A 19,090-nucleotide genomic window follows, 5' to 3' on the forward strand; every position below is an offset into this window, starting at 1 on the left:
GAGTGGTCGTCGAGGTGAAGCTCAGTAGGAAGGCGAGGCCGCCGACGAAGACACAGGCGCCAATGACGGTCCCGTGCTCGAGGTATATGAAGGTCGGCACGGCCCACAGGCCCAGTCCGATCGCCGATCCCACGGCCACACGCTTGCGGCCGAGGGTGTCAATCGCCCTGCCGGCCACCAGGCTGCCGCACATCAGGACGACGTAGGCCACGAGGAGCACGATGAGCGACTGAGTCTGCGTGAACTGCGCCGTCGTCGTCAGGTGAGCGACGAGGAAGGAAGTCACCAGGTAGGAGGCCACGGAGTTCGACATGGCGAAGCCGATCAGGATCAGCATCGGCCGCTTGGCCACCTTGAAAGCCTGGACGATCGGCGCCGACTCAAGTCGTCCTTCCGTCTGCAGCTCGCTGAAGGCGGGCGACTCGTGGACGCGCAGGCGCAGGTACAGGCCGACGAGGGCCAGCGGCGCCGCCGCGATGAACGGTACGCGCCATCCCCACGAGGCCAGCTGGTCGGCGTTCGTGATGCTCGACATCAGCAGGGACACGAGGATGCCGAAGACGGTCCCCAGCGCGACCGAGATGAGAACGTAGGAGGCGTACCGACCGCGCCGCCCCTCCGGGGCGTGCTCGATGACGAACACCGACGCCGAGGAGGACTCGCCGCCGGCTGAGAAGCCCTGCAGGAGCCGGGCCGCGAGGAGCAGGAATGCGGCTGTGGCGCCGATGTCGGCGTAGCCAGGGAGCAGGCCGATTCCTACAGTGCCGGCGCTCATCAGCAGCACCGAGATGGACAACGCAGGTCGTCGCCCGATCCGGTCTGAGAGGTGTCCGAAGGCGATGGCGCCGAGCGGGCGGGCCATGAAGCTCACGCCGAAGATCGAGAACGTATACAGTAGTGCCGTTGTGCCGTCGGTCTCCGGAAAGAACTGGGCGGCGATCGTGGTGGCGAAGAATCCATAGAGGGCGAAGTCGTACCACTCCACGAAGTTGCCGATAGCGCCAGCGAACAGCGTTTTCATGCGCGAGGGGCCATCCACGTTGCTCATGGTCTACTCCTTTGTAGTCCGGGACCTGGAGGTGTGACGGTGGGCCTGTCGTGGCCGCTGGTGCGGCAATGTTGACGCCGACCACATCTGGGGACCGCCCACGGGCGAAAGTGAGGTCTTCGACCCATTCACTGTCGAGGGGGAACGCGTGACGGCTGGCGACGCTTGGCCTGTTCACCTTGCGTTTGTCATCGAAAGATTTCGATAGGCTAGGGCGAGCTAAGTCGAGCGTCAACCATTGCGGACGATCTCGCGAGCGCGGCACGAGAAGGCGGACCCTGCCGCCGGTATTTCTCCGTCCGGACCTGTGACCCCCGCGCACCGACATCACGGGGCGTCGGGGTGAACACGAGAGGGAGCAGAGTGCGAGCAGCCGCTCTGCCCTCCGACGGCTGCGCAGGCGTACCAGCATGCCTGTGTAACACGCCGCTTACCTGCTGGTTCTACGGGTTAACCGCTCGGTGAAGGCATGGTCATAGGCCCTGCCTTCCGGCGGTCCACCGCGGTTGCGTGCCCGCTTTCCCTGTTGACCGAGCCGCTGCGGGCCCCGCGCCGGGCTTCCAGGAGGAGAGGTCTCCTCGGCCGTGCCGGCGCATCGCCTTCGAGGCCGAGGCGCGGCCGCGGTGGACGCTTCGCCCTTGACAAGGGTCACTCGACAGTTACTATCGAGAAAATTCGATACGGGGAAGGTAGTGAAAGAGTCGTGAGGATCATCGGCGAGGAACGTACTCGTGAGCGCAGGCCCGCGCAGGACCTGTCTCAGGTTCCGGTCACCACGCAGGCGTCCACGAGCTATGACTTCCTGATCTCTTTGCGGGCCGTCTACAACACAGAGACGTGGGAGCGGTCGCGCCGGTGGGCGGCCGGGGCCAGAGAGGCCATGGGCACGGATCTCCACGCCGAAGGAAGCTTCTTCTTCGAAGGTAAGGAGACCGCGCTCGGACTCGGTCTTCTGCCCCTTATCCCGACGCTCGGATCGAAGGCCGACCCGACGGAGTTCATCTCGCTCGTCGCGGCGACCCCGGCCGAATACTGCGCCCTTCTTATGCTCGACACGGGAGAGACGCCCGTCGAAGCGATCGATCTCTACCGCTCGGTGCTGTCGAGGTCGACGCCGATCGAGCCGTCCGGCGCGGAGCGGAGCGCGGTCGAGGGGTTCGCGGGCGCCTTCGCCGAACGCGTCTTCGAATTGCTCCGCGACCCCGCAGGCTGCAAGCAGCGACTCCTGACGTTCTTGAACGCCTATCTGGAAAAGGTGTTCGTGCCCATCGCGCCGGCCATCGAGGTGGCGGTGTGCCGCGCAGCCGAATCGACCGAAAAGATCCTCGCGATGCAGCCGACATTGGCGAGCATCGAGGCGCTCACCGGCGGGTACACACTGTCCTCCGCCCTGAAGATGGACACGATCGATCTGGCGCCGTCGGTCTTCATCTATCCCTTCATGGCTCAGCGCATGGACCAAGGTCACGGACGGGCGCTGATCGTGTTCGGCGTAAGAGACGACGCAACCACGGGTTTCCAGGAAAGCAACCCGGAACACCTCCTGGATGCCATGAAAGCCCTGGCGAACCCGCATCGGCTGCAGATCCTGCGCCTTCTTCTCGAGCGCCCGGCGCTCAGCGGAGAATTCACCAGGCTCCTGGATCTGTCACAGCCCACGGTGCACCACCATCTCGCTCAGCTGCGGTCGTGCGGGCTGATCCGGCAGGAACGCGTTCCGGAAGGAATGCTCTACAGCTTCCGGCCCGAGGCCGCAGAGCTGCTGGTCGCCGATCTGGCGCAGTACTTCGGACTGGGATCTCAGGCCGAGATTTCCTGACCATGAGGAGAAATCTATGACGATCGAGACGACCGATACGGATCAGAACGAGCCGACATGGTCGGAGGACCCCTACAGCGTGGACGAGGGCGTCGGATGGCGCGCCCACATCGGAATGGTCATCTACTCCAACGACCAGACGCTGCCCCACGAAGGCCGGGTGATGCTCAACTTTCCGGGCGTGGCCCTTTTCGAGAGCCGCATTCACGCCTACCGCGGCACGAACCAGCCCCTGACGGCCGAGGGCCTCTCCAACACGAGCGGCATCGAAGGCGCGGCCCGGCTGATCAACACGATGCGCCCGTCCGACGTGGTCGCGATCGGCTGTACGTCGGCCGCGATGGTAATCGGCAACGATGAACTGCACCGTCTCGTCCGACGCATACATCCGAACGCACAGGTCACCGACCCCTTCACCGGGATCAAGGCCGCTCTGACGGCGACCGAGGCGAAGCGAGTCGGTTTCATCTCCCCGTATCCACGGGACGTCGCCGAGCGGATGACCAACGGATTCCAGGAGGCTGGCTTCGAGATCCCGGTCGCCACCACCTTCAAGAACCCGACTGGCTTCGTGAGTGACGACGCCCCGTTCATCACACCGGACAGCATGGCCGCGGCCACGCGTCGCCTCATCAACGAAACCGAACTCGACACCGTCGTCATCGCGTGCACACAGATGCGCGCGGCCGAGATGATCGAGGCGCTGGAAGAGGAGACGGGGAAAACGATCATCAGCTCCAACCAGGCGCTCTGCTGGCACGCCCTGCGCCTGGCCGGCTGCGATGACAAGATCGACGGCTGGGGCCGGCTCTTCCGTAGCTGATTCAGCACTTCGACCGACGGCAAGCCTTCGGCCAGCCGGCGTTTTCCGGGCCACGCACACTCCGTCACGGTCTCTTCCGCACCCGGAGCGCTCGCTGCGCCGTGATCCGCGCACCTGCCCGCACCCTTAGGACGTCTTCGTGAACGACGCGCACCACACGACACCTCCCTACCCGCGCATGCCCCTCCCCTCGGCAACGGAGTTCCAGCACCGGATCGAGCGCCTGCAAGTCGAACTCGACCGCGCCGGCACGGACGCCATCGTCATCACGGCTCAGGAGAACTTCGAGTACTTCTCCAGCTTCCGCACCATGGCCTGGACCTATCACGCCCGACCGGTCTTCCTGGTCGTGGGGCGCTCATCGAGCGTCGTCGTCGCATCGCGTGCCGACGAAAAGTCCCTCGCTTCGGGTGACGACAAGTCGGAGGTGCGCATCTACGGCGGCTTCCTGGAAGAGGCGGTCGTCGCCGTCCAGGAGGCAGTCCGTTCCGTCTCGGCCGAGGCACGCTCGGTCGCCGTCGACTACGGCCACGAGCTCTACGGGCGGGGATCACTGTCGCTCGTTCAGAAGCTGTCGGCGTCCGCGGGGCTCGTCGAGGCGGGACCGATCCTGTGGAATGTACGACTGGTCAAGTCGGAGCACGAACTCGAAGCGATGCGGCGCACCTTCAGCATCGTGGACCGCGCCTTCGATGACGTCCTGCGCGATGTACGGGTCGGCACCAGTGAGATCGAGATGACCGACGCCCTCCAGATCGAGTTCGTCAAGAACGGCGCCGACCGCATCGTCCCCTTCTCGGTCCTGTTCGGCACCACGGACTTCCAGTTCCATCGGCCGTCCTCCCACAAGCAGCTGGCGAAGGACGACTACATCTGGACCGACTTCCGCTGCTCGTACGGCGGCTACCCGGCCGACCGCAACCGCCTCGCACGCGTCGGCGATCCGAGTGTGGCCGAGCGCGAGGCCTACGCCGCCGTCCGGCAGGTGACCCTCGATCTCTGCCGGGGTATTCGAGCGGGTTGGACCGGCGCGGAGGCGTTCGCCCTCTTCCAAGAGCTGTGGGGCTCGGCCGGACTTCCGCAGTCCTGGAGTGTGGCCGGTGCGGGGCGCGTCGGCCACGGCGGAGGCGTGGGCTTGACCGAACCGCCGTCGATCTCGGGACAGAGCTCCGAGCGGATCGAGGCGGGGATGGTGCTGCATCTGGAGCCCAAGCTCGAGACCGAGCACGGCGTCTTCCAGTGCGAGGAGATCATCGTGGTCGGGGAGGACGGCAACGAGTTCCTGAGCACACCCGCCCCCGCCGAGATGCCGATCGTCCAGATCTGACGGACGACGGCGGTCCCTGATGATCACCGAGCAGCGCCTCGTGGTCGTCGAACACCGCTCGTCATTCCCTGGTTCCATGTCCTGCTGAACGATCCGCTCGCATTTCCGGGGCCCGCCCACTCAGCCTGTCATGGACACCATGTTCGCTGGAGAGAGTCCGAGTTGATGCACGCAACACTGGGTAAAGAAATCCTCGGCCTGTCGTGCCCGAGGTGCGGACACGAACCCGAAGTCGCAGATGCGACGAACTTCCGCGGCTGCACGAGGTGTCTGGCCACGATCGGCTTGCCGGTCAACTACGTGGCAGCCGCGCCGGAGCCCGACCGCGACGTCTTCGAAGCCGCTTCCGCCGCGGACCCCGCTCTCGGGATCTGGCGCTGGGGTCCGCTGCTCCCGGTCCGCCCAGTGACCCCCACGTCGCTCGGCGAGGGGAACACGCCCGTCGTCCGGCTGGGCGGGCGGGGCCGAAGCCCTCATGATCACCAAATCGTTCTCAAGAACGAGTCCACAAATCCAACCTGGAGCCATAAAGACCGCCTGTGCGCTCTGGCCGTCGCCGCCGCCGAGCTCCTGGGGCACGACGCCGTGGCCGCCGCGTCCAGCGGCAATCACGGAGCCTCGCTCGCGGCGTACGCAGCACGTGCGGGGATGCGCTGCCTCATCGCGACGATCTCGTCCGTGCCTGCCGCCATGCGCACGTTCATGGAGGTCTACGGCGCGGAGGTGCATGCCTTCGACGACTTCGGGGCACGGTACGGGCTGATCGAGAACGGTGGCACCGCGGGCGACTGGTACGTCTGCTCGAACGCCAGCTCTCCGCCGGTGGGCTCCCCGGCGTACGGCGTCGACGGGTATAAGACCATCGCGTACGAGCTCTGGGAGCAGCTGCCGGACCGGCACATCGGGGCCATTGTCATACCGACGGGATACGGGGACTGCCTCAGCGGACTCGCCCGCGGTTTCGCCGATCTCCATGCCGTCGGCCTCGTCTCCCGTGTCCCCAAGCTAATCGCCGCCGAGGTGTTCGGGAAGATCGGCCATTCGCTCCGGTCCAAGTCACTCGAACTCGGCCCGTGGCCCACGCGGCCTACCGCGGCGTTCTCGATCGGTGGCGGGTACACCACCTACCAGACCATCGAGGCGCTGCGTTCCACCTCCGGGGACGCGGTCTCCGTCGAGGAAGCGGACGTGCTCGCCGCACAGCTCGACCTCGCGCGGGAATACGGCATCTACGCCGAGGCCAGCTCCGCGATCGCCCTCACCGCAGCCCGTCGTGTGATCGAGACGGGCCTGGTCGAGAAGACCGACGTGGTGGTCGCACTGACGACGTCGACAGGGCTCAAGGACGTGGACACCACCCGCGCCTCGCTGTCGGCGACGTCACCGGCCGCTTGAAACACCCGGCCGCGCTGGCCACATCCGGAGACGCGAGGGCATACGGACCTCGCCACCGGAACTCCGCCGGGTACCCGGTGACCACTCACCCTGACAGAAGGAATCGGTTAGATGACGAACGAAGAGGAAGATTCACTCCTCCTAACCGGCGCCCAGGTCATCTGCGATCTCGACCCGCTGACCGTCATCCACGATGGCGCCGTCGGGATCCGCAAAGACCGGATCGACTGGGTCGGCCGCGGCGCCGACGCCGTGGCGGCCAACTACAGCCGCCGGATCACGACCACCGGAACCATCCTGCCCGGCTTGGTTGACGCGCACGTGCACCTGGCATTCGATCACCGGCAGGCGGACCCCGTCACACATGCGGTCTCGCTGACGGAGCCCGAACTAGGACGGCTCATATCCACCAACGCGCTCGGGTTCCTGCGCTCAGGTGTCACTACCGTGAGAGACCTCGGTTCCCCGGCGGGCTCGGTGGTCGGCTTCGCCGAGGCCGTGCGGACGGGAGCGGCGATGGGTCCGACGATCGTCGCCAGCGACCAGCCGGTCACCCGGACCGACGGGCATCTGTGGGCCTTCGGCAAGCAGATCGCGACCGTACGGGACGCCGATCGAGCCGTAGCCGGACTCGCCGCGGCGGGGGCCCAGGTGATCAAGGTGATGATCACTGGCGGCAGAATGACGGCAGGCACCTCGCCGGAGGCCGTTGAGTTCCAACCCGACCTGCTCACGACAGTCGTCGCGCGAGCCCACAAGGAAGAGCTTCCGGTCGCCGCCCACACCCTCTCCACCGACGGGATCCAGGCAGCGGTCGCCGGACAGGCGGACACGCTGGAACACTGCACGTTCATCGAGCCGGACGGCACGCCCTGTCGCGACGAACGGGTCGAGGAACTCGCGGCACTCATCAGCGATGCCGGCACGTTCGTGTGCCCGACCCTGAATTTCGAGTACGACCAGCGTTTCCCTCATCCGCTCGAGTTCGAGCACCGGGCGCGATGGGTGCGGATCCTGTCGGAGCACGGCGCCCGCGTCATTCTCGGCAACGACACCGGCATCCCGGGCCTGGCCCCCGAGCACTACTGGGGTGGCATCGAAGCGCTGAGCATGTCGGGGATGAGCAACGAAGCGGTACTGAAAGCGGCGACCGTCGCCCCCGCGGCAGCTCTGCGTGTCACGAATAGAACGGGCAGCTTGGCCCCCGGAAAACAGGCGGACCTGCTCATCGTCGACGGAGACCCGCTCACGGACCTCTCCTGCCTACAGTCACCTCCGGTCGTCATGGCACAGGGAAAGCTCTTCGAGGTCGCGAAGGACGTCGTCGGCGCGTAGTAGGGCCGTCGTCTCCGATTACGGACCGTCCCGGTATTCCACGCCCACAGCACTGAGAACGAACGATTGGAGTAGATGATGACTGACGCCCACTCAAGCAAGGTGGAGGCCAAACTGGGCGAGCTCGGGCTCAGGCTGCCGTCCATAACGCATCCGATCGGGGCGTACGTCCCCGCGTTGCGTATGGGACAGCTCGTGTCCACCTCAGGCCAGCTTCCCATGCTCGACGGTGAGATCAGGGCCAAGGGCAAGGTGGGCGCTGAGATTTCGGCGGAAGAGGCGAAAGATCTCGCTCAGCTCTGCTGCCTGAACGCCCTGGCCGCGATCAAGGGTGTGATCGGCGACCTGGACCGGATCGAACGCGTCGAGCGGGTCGTGGGCTACGTCGCGTCTGCACCAGACTTCATCGCCCAGCCCCTCGTCGTGAACGGCGCCAGTGAGCTGCTGGGTTCTGTCTTCGGAGAGCGCGGCACCCATGTCCGCAGCGCGGTCGGCGTGGCAGTCCTTCCTCTCGGCTCGCCCGTCGAGATCGAACTCCATGTGAGGCTGTCGCCGCACGACGAATACTGAGCTGAGATGCATCTCCCGTCACGAAGATCCCGATGCCGAACCGGGAGATGCATCTCAAGCTAAGCTTGACTCTGTCGGTGATCTTGGGGTTTCCCGGTGCGGCAGCGTGATCAGCGGGCATGCTCGGGGCTGTTTCGAAGGCCGATGCAGTTGTCGAGGTGTCCGTTGTCGCTCCGTCCCCGTTCCGGTGAGCAGGTCCCGTCTCTGACCGTGCAGATCGCGCGGGCGAGCAACCCGGGCGGTACGACGGCGATGTGGGTGAGAGACCGGCTGGACGGGCTGTGGTGCGACGAGGACTTCGCGGGCTGGTACCCGCGCGACGGACGCCCCGGCCTCTCACCCGCACAGTTGGCCACCGTCTGTGTGCTGCAGTTCCTGCTCGGTCTGTCGGCCCGGCAGACAGCGGAAGCGGTCCGCTGCCGCATCGATTTTAAGTACGCCCTGGCCATGGAGCTGGACGATCCCGGCTTCCACCACAGCGTGCTGGCCGACTTCCGTGAACGCCTCGCCCAGGACGACCGCGCCGACCGTCTTCTCGATCTGTCGCTCGCGCGCCTGAAGGAAGCCGGACTCGTGCGCGAGCGCACCACTCAGCGCACCGACTCCACCCACGTCCTGGCCGCGGTGCGCGACCTGACCCGGCTGGAGCTGATCACCGAGGCGGTCCGGCGCCGCACTGGAAGAGGTCGTCGGCACCTCCCCTCACCTGCTGGACGAGCTGGTCGATGAGGACTGGGGGCCCCGCTACGGCCGACCGGTCCGCCTGGGCAAGAACCCCACCAAGCCCAAGACCAGGATCCTCGCCACTGGAAACGACGCCGTCCGGCTCCTGGAACACCTCTACCAGCACGGAGCAGACCGCGCGTGCGGTCCTCGTATCCAGGCCCTGCCCCAGATCATGGTGCAGAACTACCACCGTGACGCCGCAGGACACCTGCGCTGGCGCACCGCCGAGAAGGAAGGCGGACCCGGGCTACCGCCCTCGTCCCGGGCGGTCGTCTCTCCCTACGACACCTCGGCCCGCTACGCACGCCACGGACACATCATCAGCTGGAAGGGGTTCTCCGCTCACCTGACCGAGACCTGTGCTCCCGACAGCCCCAACGTCATCACGGACGTGGCCACCACCGCGGCCACCACCCACGACAGCAAGGTCCTGCCCGGCATCCACACCCGCCTCTCCCGCCGCGGACTCCTGCCCGCCGAGCACCTGGTCGACGCCGGCTACACCTCCCTGCCACACCTGGAACAAGCCACCCGTGAACACCAGGTCACCGTCTCTGGACCACTGCGGAGCAACCCCACCCGTCAGCACCGCCGGGACGAGGGCTCCGCCCGGGACGACTTCCACATCGACTACGACCGTCACCAGGTCACCTGCCCCCAGGGCCAGGTCAGCCAGGGCTGGCACGGCCCCTACCCGACCTCCTCACCCACAGCAGCCCCGCTGATCGTGGCCAGGTTCACCAAAAGCCAGTGCCAGCCCTGCCCGGCGCGCACCCGATGCACCACCTCCCGCGAAAGCACCCGCACCGTGGGCTTTCCCCCACGAGAACTCCGCGACCTGCAACTCCGCGTCCGCACCGAGCAACAGACACCCGAGTGGAAGACCCGCTACGCGGTCCGCTCCGGAGTGGAGGGCACGGTCAACGAGTTCGCCCACGGATATGGCATGCGACGCTGCCGCTACCGAGGACAGGGAAAGGCCCACATCCAGCACGTCCTGACGGCCATCGCCGTCAACATCGAGCGCCTCAGCGGACTGCCACCAACCGAAGAAGCCCCCACGCCCCGCCGGCCGACTGCCTTCCAGAACTACCTCGACCAGCGCGAGATACCCCGGCTGAAGTCCTGGCGAACCCTGGGCAGCTGACCTCGGCGGCACCAAGATCACCGACAGAGTCAAGCTAAGAGGCGACAAGCATGAGTTTGAGGATTGTTGTCTGTGTGGAGTACGTCCCCGATGCCACCGCGGACCGGCACTTCTCCGAGGACCTGACCGTCGATCGCGACGACACCGACGGTCTGCTGTCGGAACTGGACGAGTACGCCGTTGACCAGGCTCTCCGGGTCCGGGAAGCGGATCCCAGTACGGAGATCACCGCTGTTACCGTCGGCCCAGAGGACGCCAGTGACGCGATCCGAAAGGCGCTGTCGATGGGCGCGGACAGGGGTGTGCACGTCGAGGACACGGACCTGCACGGCACGGATGCGATGGGCACCTCGCTGGTGCTGGCCAAGGCCATCGAGAAGATCGGTTACGACCTCATCCTCTGTGGCATGGCCACCACCGACGGCGGCATGGGCGTACTCCCGGCGATGCTCGCCGAGCGCCTGGGCGTCGCGCAGGTCACCCAGCTCTCTCAAGTTTCCCTTGAGGACGGGGTGATCACGGGTCGGCGCGACGGCGATTCCGCCACCGAGCAACTGGCTGCGGCTCTGCCAGCCGTCGTATCGGTCACTGACCAGTCCGGCGAAGCGCGTTATCCCTCCTTCAAGGGGATCATGGCGGCCAAGAAGAAGCCGGTGGAGGAACTGGACCTGGACGACCTGGACATCGACGCGAGTGAAGTCGGGCTGGACGGCTCCTGGACCAAGGTCGAGTACGCCGCCGCCCGCCCCGCCCGTACGGTCGGCACGATCATCACGGACGAGGGCGAGGGCGCCAAGCAGCTCGCCGCATTCCTCGCGGCCCAGAAACTCATCTGAGGCCACAGGGGCCGGGCACACCCCGGCTGGCCCGGTCACCAATTGCCGTATCCGTCTCGCAGGAGTGCAATCCCATGGCTGAAGTCCTTGTGGGCCCTAACCCCGGATGTTGGACACGGGATTATGCGGCTTCGGGAAGTGTAGTTGAGGGTGCGAAGAGTGCGTTCTCGTAGGCGATCGGGGAGCGTTGTCCGAGGCGGGAGTGACGGCGTCGGGTGTTGTAGCGACTGGCCCAGAGGAACGCCGCGAGCCGCGCGTGGCGAGCGGTGGGCCACGCCTTCGCGCCCTTCAGGGTTTCCCTCTTCATGGACGCGTTCCAGCTCTCCGCGGCGGCGTTGTCCACGCTGCTGCCCACGGCGCTCATGCTCCTGGTCACGCCCGCCTTGACGCAGGCGTCGGCGAACGCGGCACTCGTATTTGGGTGGGTTCAATCAGTCGTTGCAACACCGGGTTGTCGGATTGAGCGTAGCTGCTCGGCGAAGACCTCGGCTGGGGTCTTCCAGTCGAGGACCTTGCGGGGGCGGTTGTTGATCGCCAAGGCGACGGCGTCGAGTTCCTCGGCGGACCACCTGGCGAGGTCGGTCCCCTTTGGGAAGTACTGGCGCAGCAGCCCGTTGGTGTTCTCGTTTGTCGGGCGCTGCCAGGGCGAGTGCGGATCGGCGAAGAACACCTTCGTGCCGGTCTCGAGCGCGAACTGGGCGTGTCCGGACAGCTCCTTGCCGCGGTCCCAGGTCAGGGTCTTGCGCAGCTGCTCAGGCAGGCGTGTCATCGACGCCGTCAGGGCGGCGTTCATCGCTGCGGCGTCGTAGCCGCCGAGCGACGGGCCGTTCTTCACGGGTGGTCTCTCGCCCCAGCCCTCCAGCCGCGGGAGGTGGACCAAGAGCGTCGAGCGGCTCGAACGCTCGACGAGCGTGCCGATCGCAGACCGGCCGGTGCCGATGATCAGATCGCCCTCCCAGTGCCCGGGAACGGCTCGGTCTGCGGCCTCGGCGGGCCGCTCGCTGAGGACCACATCGGCGGTGACGTGACCCTGCGGCTTGTTCCGCGTCCGGGCTCGTGGTTCCCGCAGCGCACGTCCGGTGCGCAGGCACGCGACGAGCTCACGCTTGAGGGCTCCGCGGCCCTGGATGAACAATGCCTGGTAGATCGCCTCGTGGCTGATCCGCATGGACTCATCATCGGGGAAGTCGAGCCTGACACGGTGGCTGATCTGCTGCGGGCTCCAGGCCGTCACCCATCGCCGATCTGCTCGGTGGGGCTTCATCTTGCGACCTTTCCACTCGGCAGCGTCCGGCCCCGCTACGGCTGTGCCGTCAGCGAGCCGCACGGTGCCGTCCAAGCGCTCTTGGACATACTCGCGCAGGCGGTCGTTGGTGACGAGCTTTGCGGCCTTGGGGCGTTTGGCAGCCTGCTGCGCCTTCCACTGAGCGACCGACGCGCGGTACTCCTGCTTGCCGCCGCGCGTGGCGGCGTTGCGGCGCAGCTCACGAGAGATCGTCCCGGCATCACGCCCCAGGGCGCGGGCGATCTGGCGCACCCCGGTGCCCTTCGCGCGCAGGATCGCGATGTCCTCGCGCTCCTCGAACGACAGGTAGCGGCCTGTGGGCTCAGCCAGCGAGATCGGCGGCATGCCGCCAGCGTGACGAAACCACCGGGAACCCACCGGCCAGGACACGCCGACCGCCAAAGACGCCTCCACCGTCGTGACCCCCGTGGCAATCAGCCGCCAGAACTGGCGCTGCACCACCCGTGACGGGTCCGGCCGGCCAGGCGAGCGCATCGCTGGCCGAAGTGCTCGATCAGCACGCCACTGCCGACGCGCCCCCTCAGAAACATCGCTGGTCTTCAATCTCCAGTCCGCCGTGGCCACGCCGTACACCTCCGAGATCAAGGTGTTGCGACGACCAGTTGAATCCGCCTTGCGAGCCGTGATCGGTGTGCATGATGGCGCCGTTGAGGCTGCCGCGGGTCCGCTCGGCCGCCGCCAGGGCGTCGATGACGAGTTCGGCCCGCATGTGGTCGGCGATCGCCCAGCCTGTCAGACGGCGTGAGCACAGATCGATGACCGTCGCGAAGTAGAGCGGCTTGGTGCCGGTCACGGGCAAGTACGTGATGTCGCCGACGTACTTGGTGTTCGGGCGCTCGGCGGTGAAGTCGCGGCCGATGAGGTCGGCGGCCCTGGCCGCGGCCGGGTCCGGGATCGTGGTGCGGTGCTTCCTGCGAAGGCGCAGGCCGGGGAGCCCGACCGACCGCATGACACGGGCGACCTTCTTGTGGTTGATGCGTTCGCCGTCCTCGCGGAGTTCGGCGGTGATACGCGGGACCCCGTAGGTTCCGTCCGACTCGGCGTGCACGGCACGTATCCGCCGTGCGAGCTGGTCGTCGGCGGCCTGCCGGGCGGCCCGCGCGGACGCGGTTTTGCACCAGTAGCAGAAGCTGGACCGGGCGATCCCGAGAATGGTGCACAACCGCTTGACGCCGTAACGGCGCTGGTGGTCGGCGACGAACTGGCAGCGGTTCAGGAGCCGTAATTTGACTACTGCCGGAGTTGATCTCGCTGTCGTGCTGTTCGATCACTGGCTTCAAGGCTTCGAGCGTGCGGGGAGGGCGAGTCCGGCGGAAGACGAGGACCCTGGCGAGTTCGGGCCCGGCGAATGCCAGCATCGGCTTGGACCTTCCGGCGTGGTAGCTCAGCACGTTGCGCTTGCGGCCCATCAGTTCGGCCGCGAGGGTCAGGGCGACGGTGTTGCGGCTGCGGAGCACGGCGGCCAGGACGCGGTGGCGGTGGTCGAGGGTGCCGAAGCCGGGGTTGCGGCCGCGGCCGTCCCTGCCTGCGCTCTGGCGTTCGGCTTCGGTCAGGAGGTGTTGGCACGGTTCGGGGTGGAGCACGAGCTGTTCGAACTGTTCTCGGGGCATGCCGGTGAGTGCGGGCGGACAGAGAGGGACCCGGCAGGCTCCGCGCGGACAAGGCGTACCACTCCACCGAGCGCCTGACGTGGCTGCGCAACCGTGGCATCGTCCCACGTATAGCCCGTCCGGGAGTCGAGTCCAGCGAACGCCTCGGCCGACACCGCTGGAAGATCGAACGGTCGATCTCGTGGCTCTTCGGCTACCGGCGCCTGACCGTCCGATACGAACGAAAGGGCACACACTTCCTGGCCTTCCTCGGTCTCGCAGCCGCCCTGACCTGCTACAAAAAGCTCGCAAAACTCACCACGTAAGACAAGCTCTTAATCGCGCCGGTGAGTTACAGGAGACTGCCATTGCCGCGCATCCGTGCGCGCACGGTGACGCCGTCGATGGCGCGATAAGCGCAGCCCTTCTCCAGCGAGATCAAGGTGGCGGTTGCGGCGGCGTGGCCGTACTCGAAGCACTGGGCGGTCACTCGGGCGGAGGCGAGGGCTTCGTGTTCGGCGGAGAGACAGCGGCCAGCGACGATGATGTTCTCCCCATGGGCAGGGACCAGAACGGTGTAGGGCACTTCGTAGTAGTCGTTGAGGAGCCAGTGCAGTTTGGGCCGGTCACCGACGTGTAGTTCGATCGGCCAGGGAGAGCGGACGATTCCGTCGGGGCGCTTGCTGCAGGCGACAACGTCGTCGCTGCGCAGGGTTTCGACTCCGACGATGCTGCGTGTCTGGCGGATTCCGGCCTCGGTTCCAGTGTCGACGACGTACGCGTTCTCACACCCGGGAACGCGCTTGCGGAGGAATCGGGTGTAGGCGCGGACCTGTCGGCGCCCGGACACCTCTGCCCAGGTGAAGTCCTCTGGGTCGATGACGTTGAGCATGCGCCCGTCCGGTCCGCTGAGCCGGGTAGCGTTGACGAGCAGTTCGCCGGGGCGGGTTGTGTTGAACATCCAGATGTGCGAGCGGGGAAGATCGAGCCCTTCGAGCCGGGCAGTCTCGATGCGGGAGCTGACCTCTGGCCCGCAGATGGTGTCCTCTCCGTAGAAGTCCTGGTAGCGAGCCATGTCGACGTTGGCGATGCGGAAGAACATGGTGGGGTTCTGGATTGTGCCGTGGTCACCGAAGTAGGTGCCCAGTCCGGCTCGGGCGGCGACCGCGGCGTCGCCGGATGCGTCGATGGTGCGGGCGGCTCGTACGATGCTGTGTCCGGCGTTGGACTCCAGGACGACGCCCTGGAGGCGATCGTCGTCGAGCAGCACACCGACGACCGCGGTGTGCAGCAGCACTCGCACTCCGGCGGCCGTCAGGAGGTCGTCGGCGGTTTCCTTCCACATGAGGGGGTCGTGTGCCTCGGTGTAGGTCTTGCCGTACTTCTGCGGCTTGGTCAGTCCGCCGCGGGCCAGCAGCCCGGCGCGGAAGCGGCCGGTGAATCCCTCTACGATGCGCTCGGAGGGCTTGTTGCGGTTGCTGGCGAGGTAGGAGCCGCAGATGGTGCCGGACATGCCGGCGACGGCGGCGCCCCCGCAGAATCCGTATTTCTCGACCAGGATCACCGATCGCCCTGCCTCGGCGGCGACGGTTGCCGCGGCGACGCCGGCGGCGCCGCCGCCGACGACGACCACGTCGACGTCGGCGAGGATGGGAAGGCTGTCGGAGTCGTGGTCGTCCGGCGAGAGCTGCCAGCCGGCGAACTCCGGCGTGCTGTGCTGCTGCATGGCAGATCCCTCGTCAGTTCTGCTCGGTGGATACTGAGTGAGAGCGTCCCTGGAAGCACGGCGGACGCTTCTCGACGAACGCGGCGATGCCCTCCTGGCCGTCCCGGGAGTCGAACAGAGCGGTGAGTTTGTCGCGCTCGAGTCGGAACCCCGGGCCGGCTGAGCCAGCTGAGGCGTGGGGGACCGCGGAAGCGACAACCGCGCGGATTGCAGCGATTGCTGCCGGAGGCTGCGCGGCGAGACGCGTCGCGGTGTCCAGTGCGACCGAATCCAGGTCTTCACGTGCGCAGACCTGTGCCACGATGCCGAGCTGCTCGGCCGTGTAGGCATTGATCCGCTCGCCCGACATGATCAGCCACTTGGCCCGGTTCGGACCGATGTGCCAGGTTAGGCGCTGGGTGCCGCCCCAGCCCGGGAGCAGGCCGAGGGAGACCTCCGGCAGCCCGAAGGACGCGTTGGCCGCGGCCACAACGACGTCGCAACTGAGCACAAGCTCGAATCCGCCGCCGAGGGCGAGCCCGTTGACCGCGGCGATGATGGGGATCGGACTGGCGGCGATGGTGTCGCAGAGTGCGTTGCAGCGCTCGGTGAAGGCGATGAAGGCTTCACGGTCGGCGTGCGAGTAGAAGGCGATGTCGGCACCTGCTGCGAAGGCTCTTCCGGCGCCGGCGAGCACGATGGCATGTACCGCCGGGTCGTCGCCGAGCTCTCGCAAGGCGTCTGACAGGGCCTCTACGACCGCATAGTTGATCGCGTTGTACTTGGCTGGTCGGTTGATGGTGACTATGCCGACGCGGTCGCGGCGTTCCACGAGCACGACATCAGGAGCGAGCTCGGGGCTGAGTGTCTCGGGGCGGGGCTCAGCCGTGGTCACGGACGGCTCCCGTCTCGAGCAGCTGGGTGATCTCGGCGCTGGTGTAGCCGAGTTCATCGAGTACTTCTCGGGTGTGCTCGCCGAGCTGTGGGGGGAGACGGCGTAGACCAGGACGCTGGCCGTCGTAGCGGACGGGGTGGGCGGGGAGCCGTATCTCACCGGCCTGCGGATGGTTGATGGTCATGACGGTCTTGTTGTGCTCGACCTGGGGGTCGGCCACGACATCGGCGTAGTCGTTGACTGGCGCGTACCAGATGCGGTGCTCGGCGAAGCGTGTCGTCCAGTATTCGGTGGGGTGTTCGGCTATCCGGTCGGCGATGCGGGCGTTGATGTGCTCCCGCATCGCGTACTCCTGATCTGGCTCGATGGTGTTGAACCAGGGCTCGTCGAGCACCTTGGCCAGGGCGTCGGTGCTGGTGAGCGAGACGGTGATGTGGCCGTCGGCGGTAGCGAAGACCCCGTACGGCGCCTTGTAGAACGGCGAAGAGATCCCGGAAGCGCTGCGCTCGCCGCGGAAGCCGTTGAGGAAGTAGGACAGCGGCTCGAGCTGGAGGTCGAGCGCGGCGTTGAGCAGGTTGCTCTCGACCCGGGTGCCCTCGCCGGTGCGTTCGCGGCCGTGCAGGGCGGCGAGGATACCGAGTGCACCGAGGACGGCGCCGTGCTGGTCGACCAGGGAAGCCCCGACGGGTGTGGGATGAGCGCCTGCTGCTCCGGTGGCGGCCGCGAGCCCGGACAGCGACTGGATCAGTACATCTTGTCCGGGGCGGTCGCGGTAAGGGCCGTCGGAGCCGTAGCCAGACAGAGAGCAATACACCAAGCGCGGGTTTGTGGCCCGAAGGTGCTCGTAGCCCAGGCCGAGCCGGTCCATCACGCCGGGGCGGAAGCTTTCGATCAACACGTCGGCGCCGTCGAGCAGCCGGCGCAGCATGGCCTTGCCCTCGTCGTTCTTGAGGTCGACGACGACACTGCGGGCGTTGCGGTTGCCGAGAAGGAAGAACACCGACACGCCGCCGACGTACGCATCCGGGCCGGACCAGGACCGCTCGAATGCCCCCTGCGGAGGTTCCACCTTGATGACGTCAGCACCCAGGTCGGCAAGAAGCTGGGTGGCTGACGGCCCCTGCAGGAAGTGCGTGAAGCTCACGACTTTGATACCGGAGAGCATCTCTCGTCCTCATTAGTGCTTGGTGAGCCCGTCACATGCCCTGGAACCGGCGACACGGCTCTTGCGGCAGGGCGTACAGATCGTGCAGGGGCAGCTGCAGCTGATCCGTGTGACAGACCCGAGTTGACTGGTCTGGGAACGAGTGATGTGCGCAATCGAGTGCGCACCTGTGAAGCTAGGCGGCGGATGCCGGAGGTGTCAACTGTTGGACTGACGCACGGATCGGGTGGATCCGCGGATGAGCAGCTCAGGAACCGGTTCCGTCACGACAAGATCCTTCAGCGCAGCGCCGCCGAGGTGACCGATCAGCATGTCGCAGGCGCGCCGTCCGAGCTCCCGCAGCGGCATCCGTACCGTCGTCAGGGCCGGTGTCCAGGTCTCGGCCACCCACGTGTCATTGATGGTCACTACGGATACGTCATCCGGCACCCGAACCCCCCTGCGCGCGAGCGCGGACAGGGCGCCGATCGCGGCATTGACGCTGGAGACGACCAGCCCGGTCGGCAGCGTCGGCGAGCGCAGCAGCTGTTCAACGGCGGCGGACCCGCCCGCGGCCTCCCACCCCGACCGCAGAACCCACTCCTCCGTGATGGGCAGAGATGCCTCACGCATCGCCGAGCAGAATCCGTCGTGGCGGCGGACGGCTGTGTCATGGGTCGGTACGCCGGCGAGGTGCCCGATGCGCTCGTGTCCCAGATCGATGAGATGCCGGGTGGCCATCATGGCGCCGGCCACGTCGTCGAGCACCACTGCCCCGGTCCGCCCGGGCAACTTCGAGTTGATCAGCACCGCGGACTGCAGGCCGGTCAGGGTCTCGCCGAGCATTGCGTCGTCGAAGTCCTCCCGGCGCTGCAGCAGCACCCCGTCGACGCGACCGGCCGCGACGAGCTCGCGTAGCTGCTCGCGCCCGGCCGGTGGTGGATCGATCTGGGCCAGCAGCACCGCCATCCCGCCTTCGCGGGCATGGTCCTCGACTCCACCGAGCAGCTCGGCGAATACCGCGTTGTTCACGTCCGGCACGATCAGTCCCACCGCGCCGGAGCGGGCGAAGCGCAACGCGCGAGCGCGATGGTTGGGTACGTACTGAAGCCGGTCGGCCGCGTTGCGCACCCGCTCGCGGGTGGCGTCGCTGATCCGGGCGCGTTCATCGCCGGTCAGTACGCGGGAGGCCACGGACCGGGAGACGCCGGCGGCGTCCGCCACCTCCTGCAGCGATGTCATGTCCCGGAGTATAGATCCGCCTCGATCATCTGAACAATCGGTTGTCCCCAGAGTGCGCAACCGGTTGTGCACGATCGATGTCTGTGCTTGACTCCGTGATGGGTCCGAGTGAGCAACACGTTCACCCGACGAGCCGACCCTCGTTCGCGCGGGCAGCCGAAAGAGACAGGGGAACTCCTGGCT

15 protein-coding genes and 4 pseudogenes are annotated in these 19,090 nt (G+C 66.9%); 10 read left to right on the forward strand and 9 right to left on the reverse strand.

Going from position 1 to position 19,090, the window contains the following annotated elements; translation table 11 throughout:
* Positions 1-1,048 (reverse strand): MFS transporter (locus JK364_RS48775; RefSeq protein WP_201857911.1); only part of this gene is annotated, 1,048 nt, incomplete at its 3' end.
* 703 nt (positions 1,049-1,751) lie between these two features.
* Between JK364_RS48775 and JK364_RS57845 the strand changes: the two genes are divergently transcribed.
* The 9 genes from JK364_RS57845 (at position 1,752) to JK364_RS48815 (ending at position 11,026) form a co-directional block, all read left to right on the forward strand.
* A complete protein-coding gene (locus JK364_RS57845; RefSeq protein WP_201857912.1) occupies positions 1,752-2,867 on the forward strand; it encodes an ArsR/SmtB family transcription factor in 1,116 nt (371 codons plus the stop codon).
* 16 nt (positions 2,868-2,883) lie between these two features.
* Positions 2,884-3,690, forward strand: a complete 807-nt coding sequence (locus JK364_RS48785; RefSeq protein ID WP_201857913.1) for a maleate cis-trans isomerase family protein — start codon at positions 2,884-2,886, stop codon at positions 3,688-3,690.
* A 139-nt stretch (positions 3,691-3,829) separates the two neighbouring features.
* Positions 3,830-5,017 (forward strand): M24 family metallopeptidase, encoded by a 1,188-nt coding sequence (locus tag JK364_RS48790; RefSeq protein ID WP_201857914.1) that lies wholly within the window; start codon positions 3,830-3,832, stop codon positions 5,015-5,017.
* 285 nt (positions 5,018-5,302) lie between these two features.
* Complete coding sequence (locus JK364_RS48795) at positions 5,303-6,412, forward strand: pyridoxal-phosphate dependent enzyme (RefSeq protein WP_201857915.1); 1,110 nt, start codon at positions 5,303-5,305, stop codon at positions 6,410-6,412.
* A 111-nt stretch (positions 6,413-6,523) separates the two neighbouring features.
* Complete coding sequence (locus tag JK364_RS48800; protein WP_201857916.1) at positions 6,524-7,747, forward strand: amidohydrolase family protein; 1,224 nt, start codon at positions 6,524-6,526, stop codon at positions 7,745-7,747.
* Positions 7,748-7,822: 75 nt separating this feature from the next.
* Entirely contained in the window at positions 7,823-8,317 is a 495-nt protein-coding gene (locus JK364_RS48805) for a RidA family protein (protein ID WP_230993707.1), read from the forward strand.
* A gap of 165 nt (positions 8,318-8,482) precedes the next feature.
* Positions 8,483-9,046, forward strand: a complete 564-nt coding sequence (locus JK364_RS56400; protein WP_230993708.1) for a transposase — start codon at positions 8,483-8,485, stop codon at positions 9,044-9,046.
* Between the two features lie 169 nt (positions 9,047-9,215).
* A complete protein-coding gene (locus JK364_RS56405) occupies positions 9,216-10,190 on the forward strand; it encodes a transposase (RefSeq protein ID WP_230993709.1) in 975 nt (324 codons plus the stop codon).
* A 50-nt stretch (positions 10,191-10,240) separates the two neighbouring features.
* On the forward strand, positions 10,241-11,026 hold the full coding sequence (locus tag JK364_RS48815) for an electron transfer flavoprotein subunit beta/FixA family protein (protein ID WP_201857917.1): 786 nt from the start codon (positions 10,241-10,243) through the stop codon (positions 11,024-11,026).
* Positions 11,027-11,147: 121 nt separating this feature from the next.
* On the opposite strand, the pseudogene JK364_RS48820 reads toward JK364_RS48815, so the two are convergent.
* The 4 genes and pseudogenes from JK364_RS48820 to JK364_RS58545 form a co-directional block, all read right to left on the reverse strand.
* Positions 11,148-11,438: pseudogene (locus JK364_RS48820) on the reverse strand (integrase core domain-containing protein); the annotation flags it as partial.
* Positions 11,439-11,453: 15 nt separating this feature from the next.
* The gene (locus JK364_RS48825) at positions 11,454-12,875 is read right to left on the reverse strand and encodes an IS30 family transposase (protein ID WP_443732276.1); all 1,422 of its coding nucleotides are present in this window, start codon (positions 12,873-12,875) and stop codon (positions 11,454-11,456) included.
* A 73-nt stretch (positions 12,876-12,948) separates the two neighbouring features.
* Positions 12,949-13,551: pseudogene (locus tag JK364_RS48830) on the reverse strand (IS3 family transposase); the annotation flags it as partial.
* 10 nt (positions 13,552-13,561) lie between these two features.
* Positions 13,562-14,005 (reverse strand): annotated as a pseudogene (locus tag JK364_RS58545) (ISAzo13 family transposase); the annotation flags it as partial.
* Here JK364_RS58545 and JK364_RS48840 point away from each other — a divergent pair.
* Positions 13,972-14,247, forward strand: a pseudogene (locus JK364_RS48840) (transposase); the annotation flags it as partial. The pseudogenes JK364_RS58545 and JK364_RS48840 sit on opposite strands and share 34 nt — an antisense overlap.
* A gap of 26 nt (positions 14,248-14,273) precedes the next feature.
* On the opposite strand, the gene JK364_RS48845 reads toward JK364_RS48840, so the two are convergent.
* The 4 genes from JK364_RS48845 to JK364_RS48860 all read right to left on the reverse strand — a co-directional run bounded on the left by JK364_RS48845 (position 14,274) and on the right by JK364_RS48860 (position 18,907).
* The gene (locus JK364_RS48845) at positions 14,274-15,647 is read right to left on the reverse strand and encodes an FAD-dependent oxidoreductase (RefSeq protein WP_201857919.1); all 1,374 of its coding nucleotides are present in this window, start codon (positions 15,645-15,647) and stop codon (positions 14,274-14,276) included.
* A gap of 13 nt (positions 15,648-15,660) precedes the next feature.
* Positions 15,661-16,521: an enoyl-CoA hydratase/isomerase family protein gene (locus JK364_RS48850; protein ID WP_307841639.1), complete on the reverse strand. Its 861-nt coding sequence runs from the start codon at positions 16,519-16,521 to the stop codon at positions 15,661-15,663.
* Complete coding sequence (locus JK364_RS48855; protein WP_201857921.1) at positions 16,508-17,686, reverse strand: CaiB/BaiF CoA transferase family protein; 1,179 nt, start codon at positions 17,684-17,686, stop codon at positions 16,508-16,510. Before JK364_RS48855 ends, JK364_RS48850 begins: the two co-directional genes overlap by 14 nt.
* Positions 17,687-17,884: 198 nt before the next feature.
* A complete protein-coding gene (locus tag JK364_RS48860; protein ID WP_201857922.1) occupies positions 17,885-18,907 on the reverse strand; it encodes a LacI family DNA-binding transcriptional regulator in 1,023 nt (340 codons plus the stop codon).
* Positions 18,908-19,090 lie beyond the last annotated feature (183 nt).

It is taken from the genome of Streptomyces endocoffeicus, assembly GCF_016741935.1.
Lineage (GTDB): Bacteria > Actinomycetota > Actinomycetes > Streptomycetales > Streptomycetaceae > Streptomyces > Streptomyces endocoffeicus.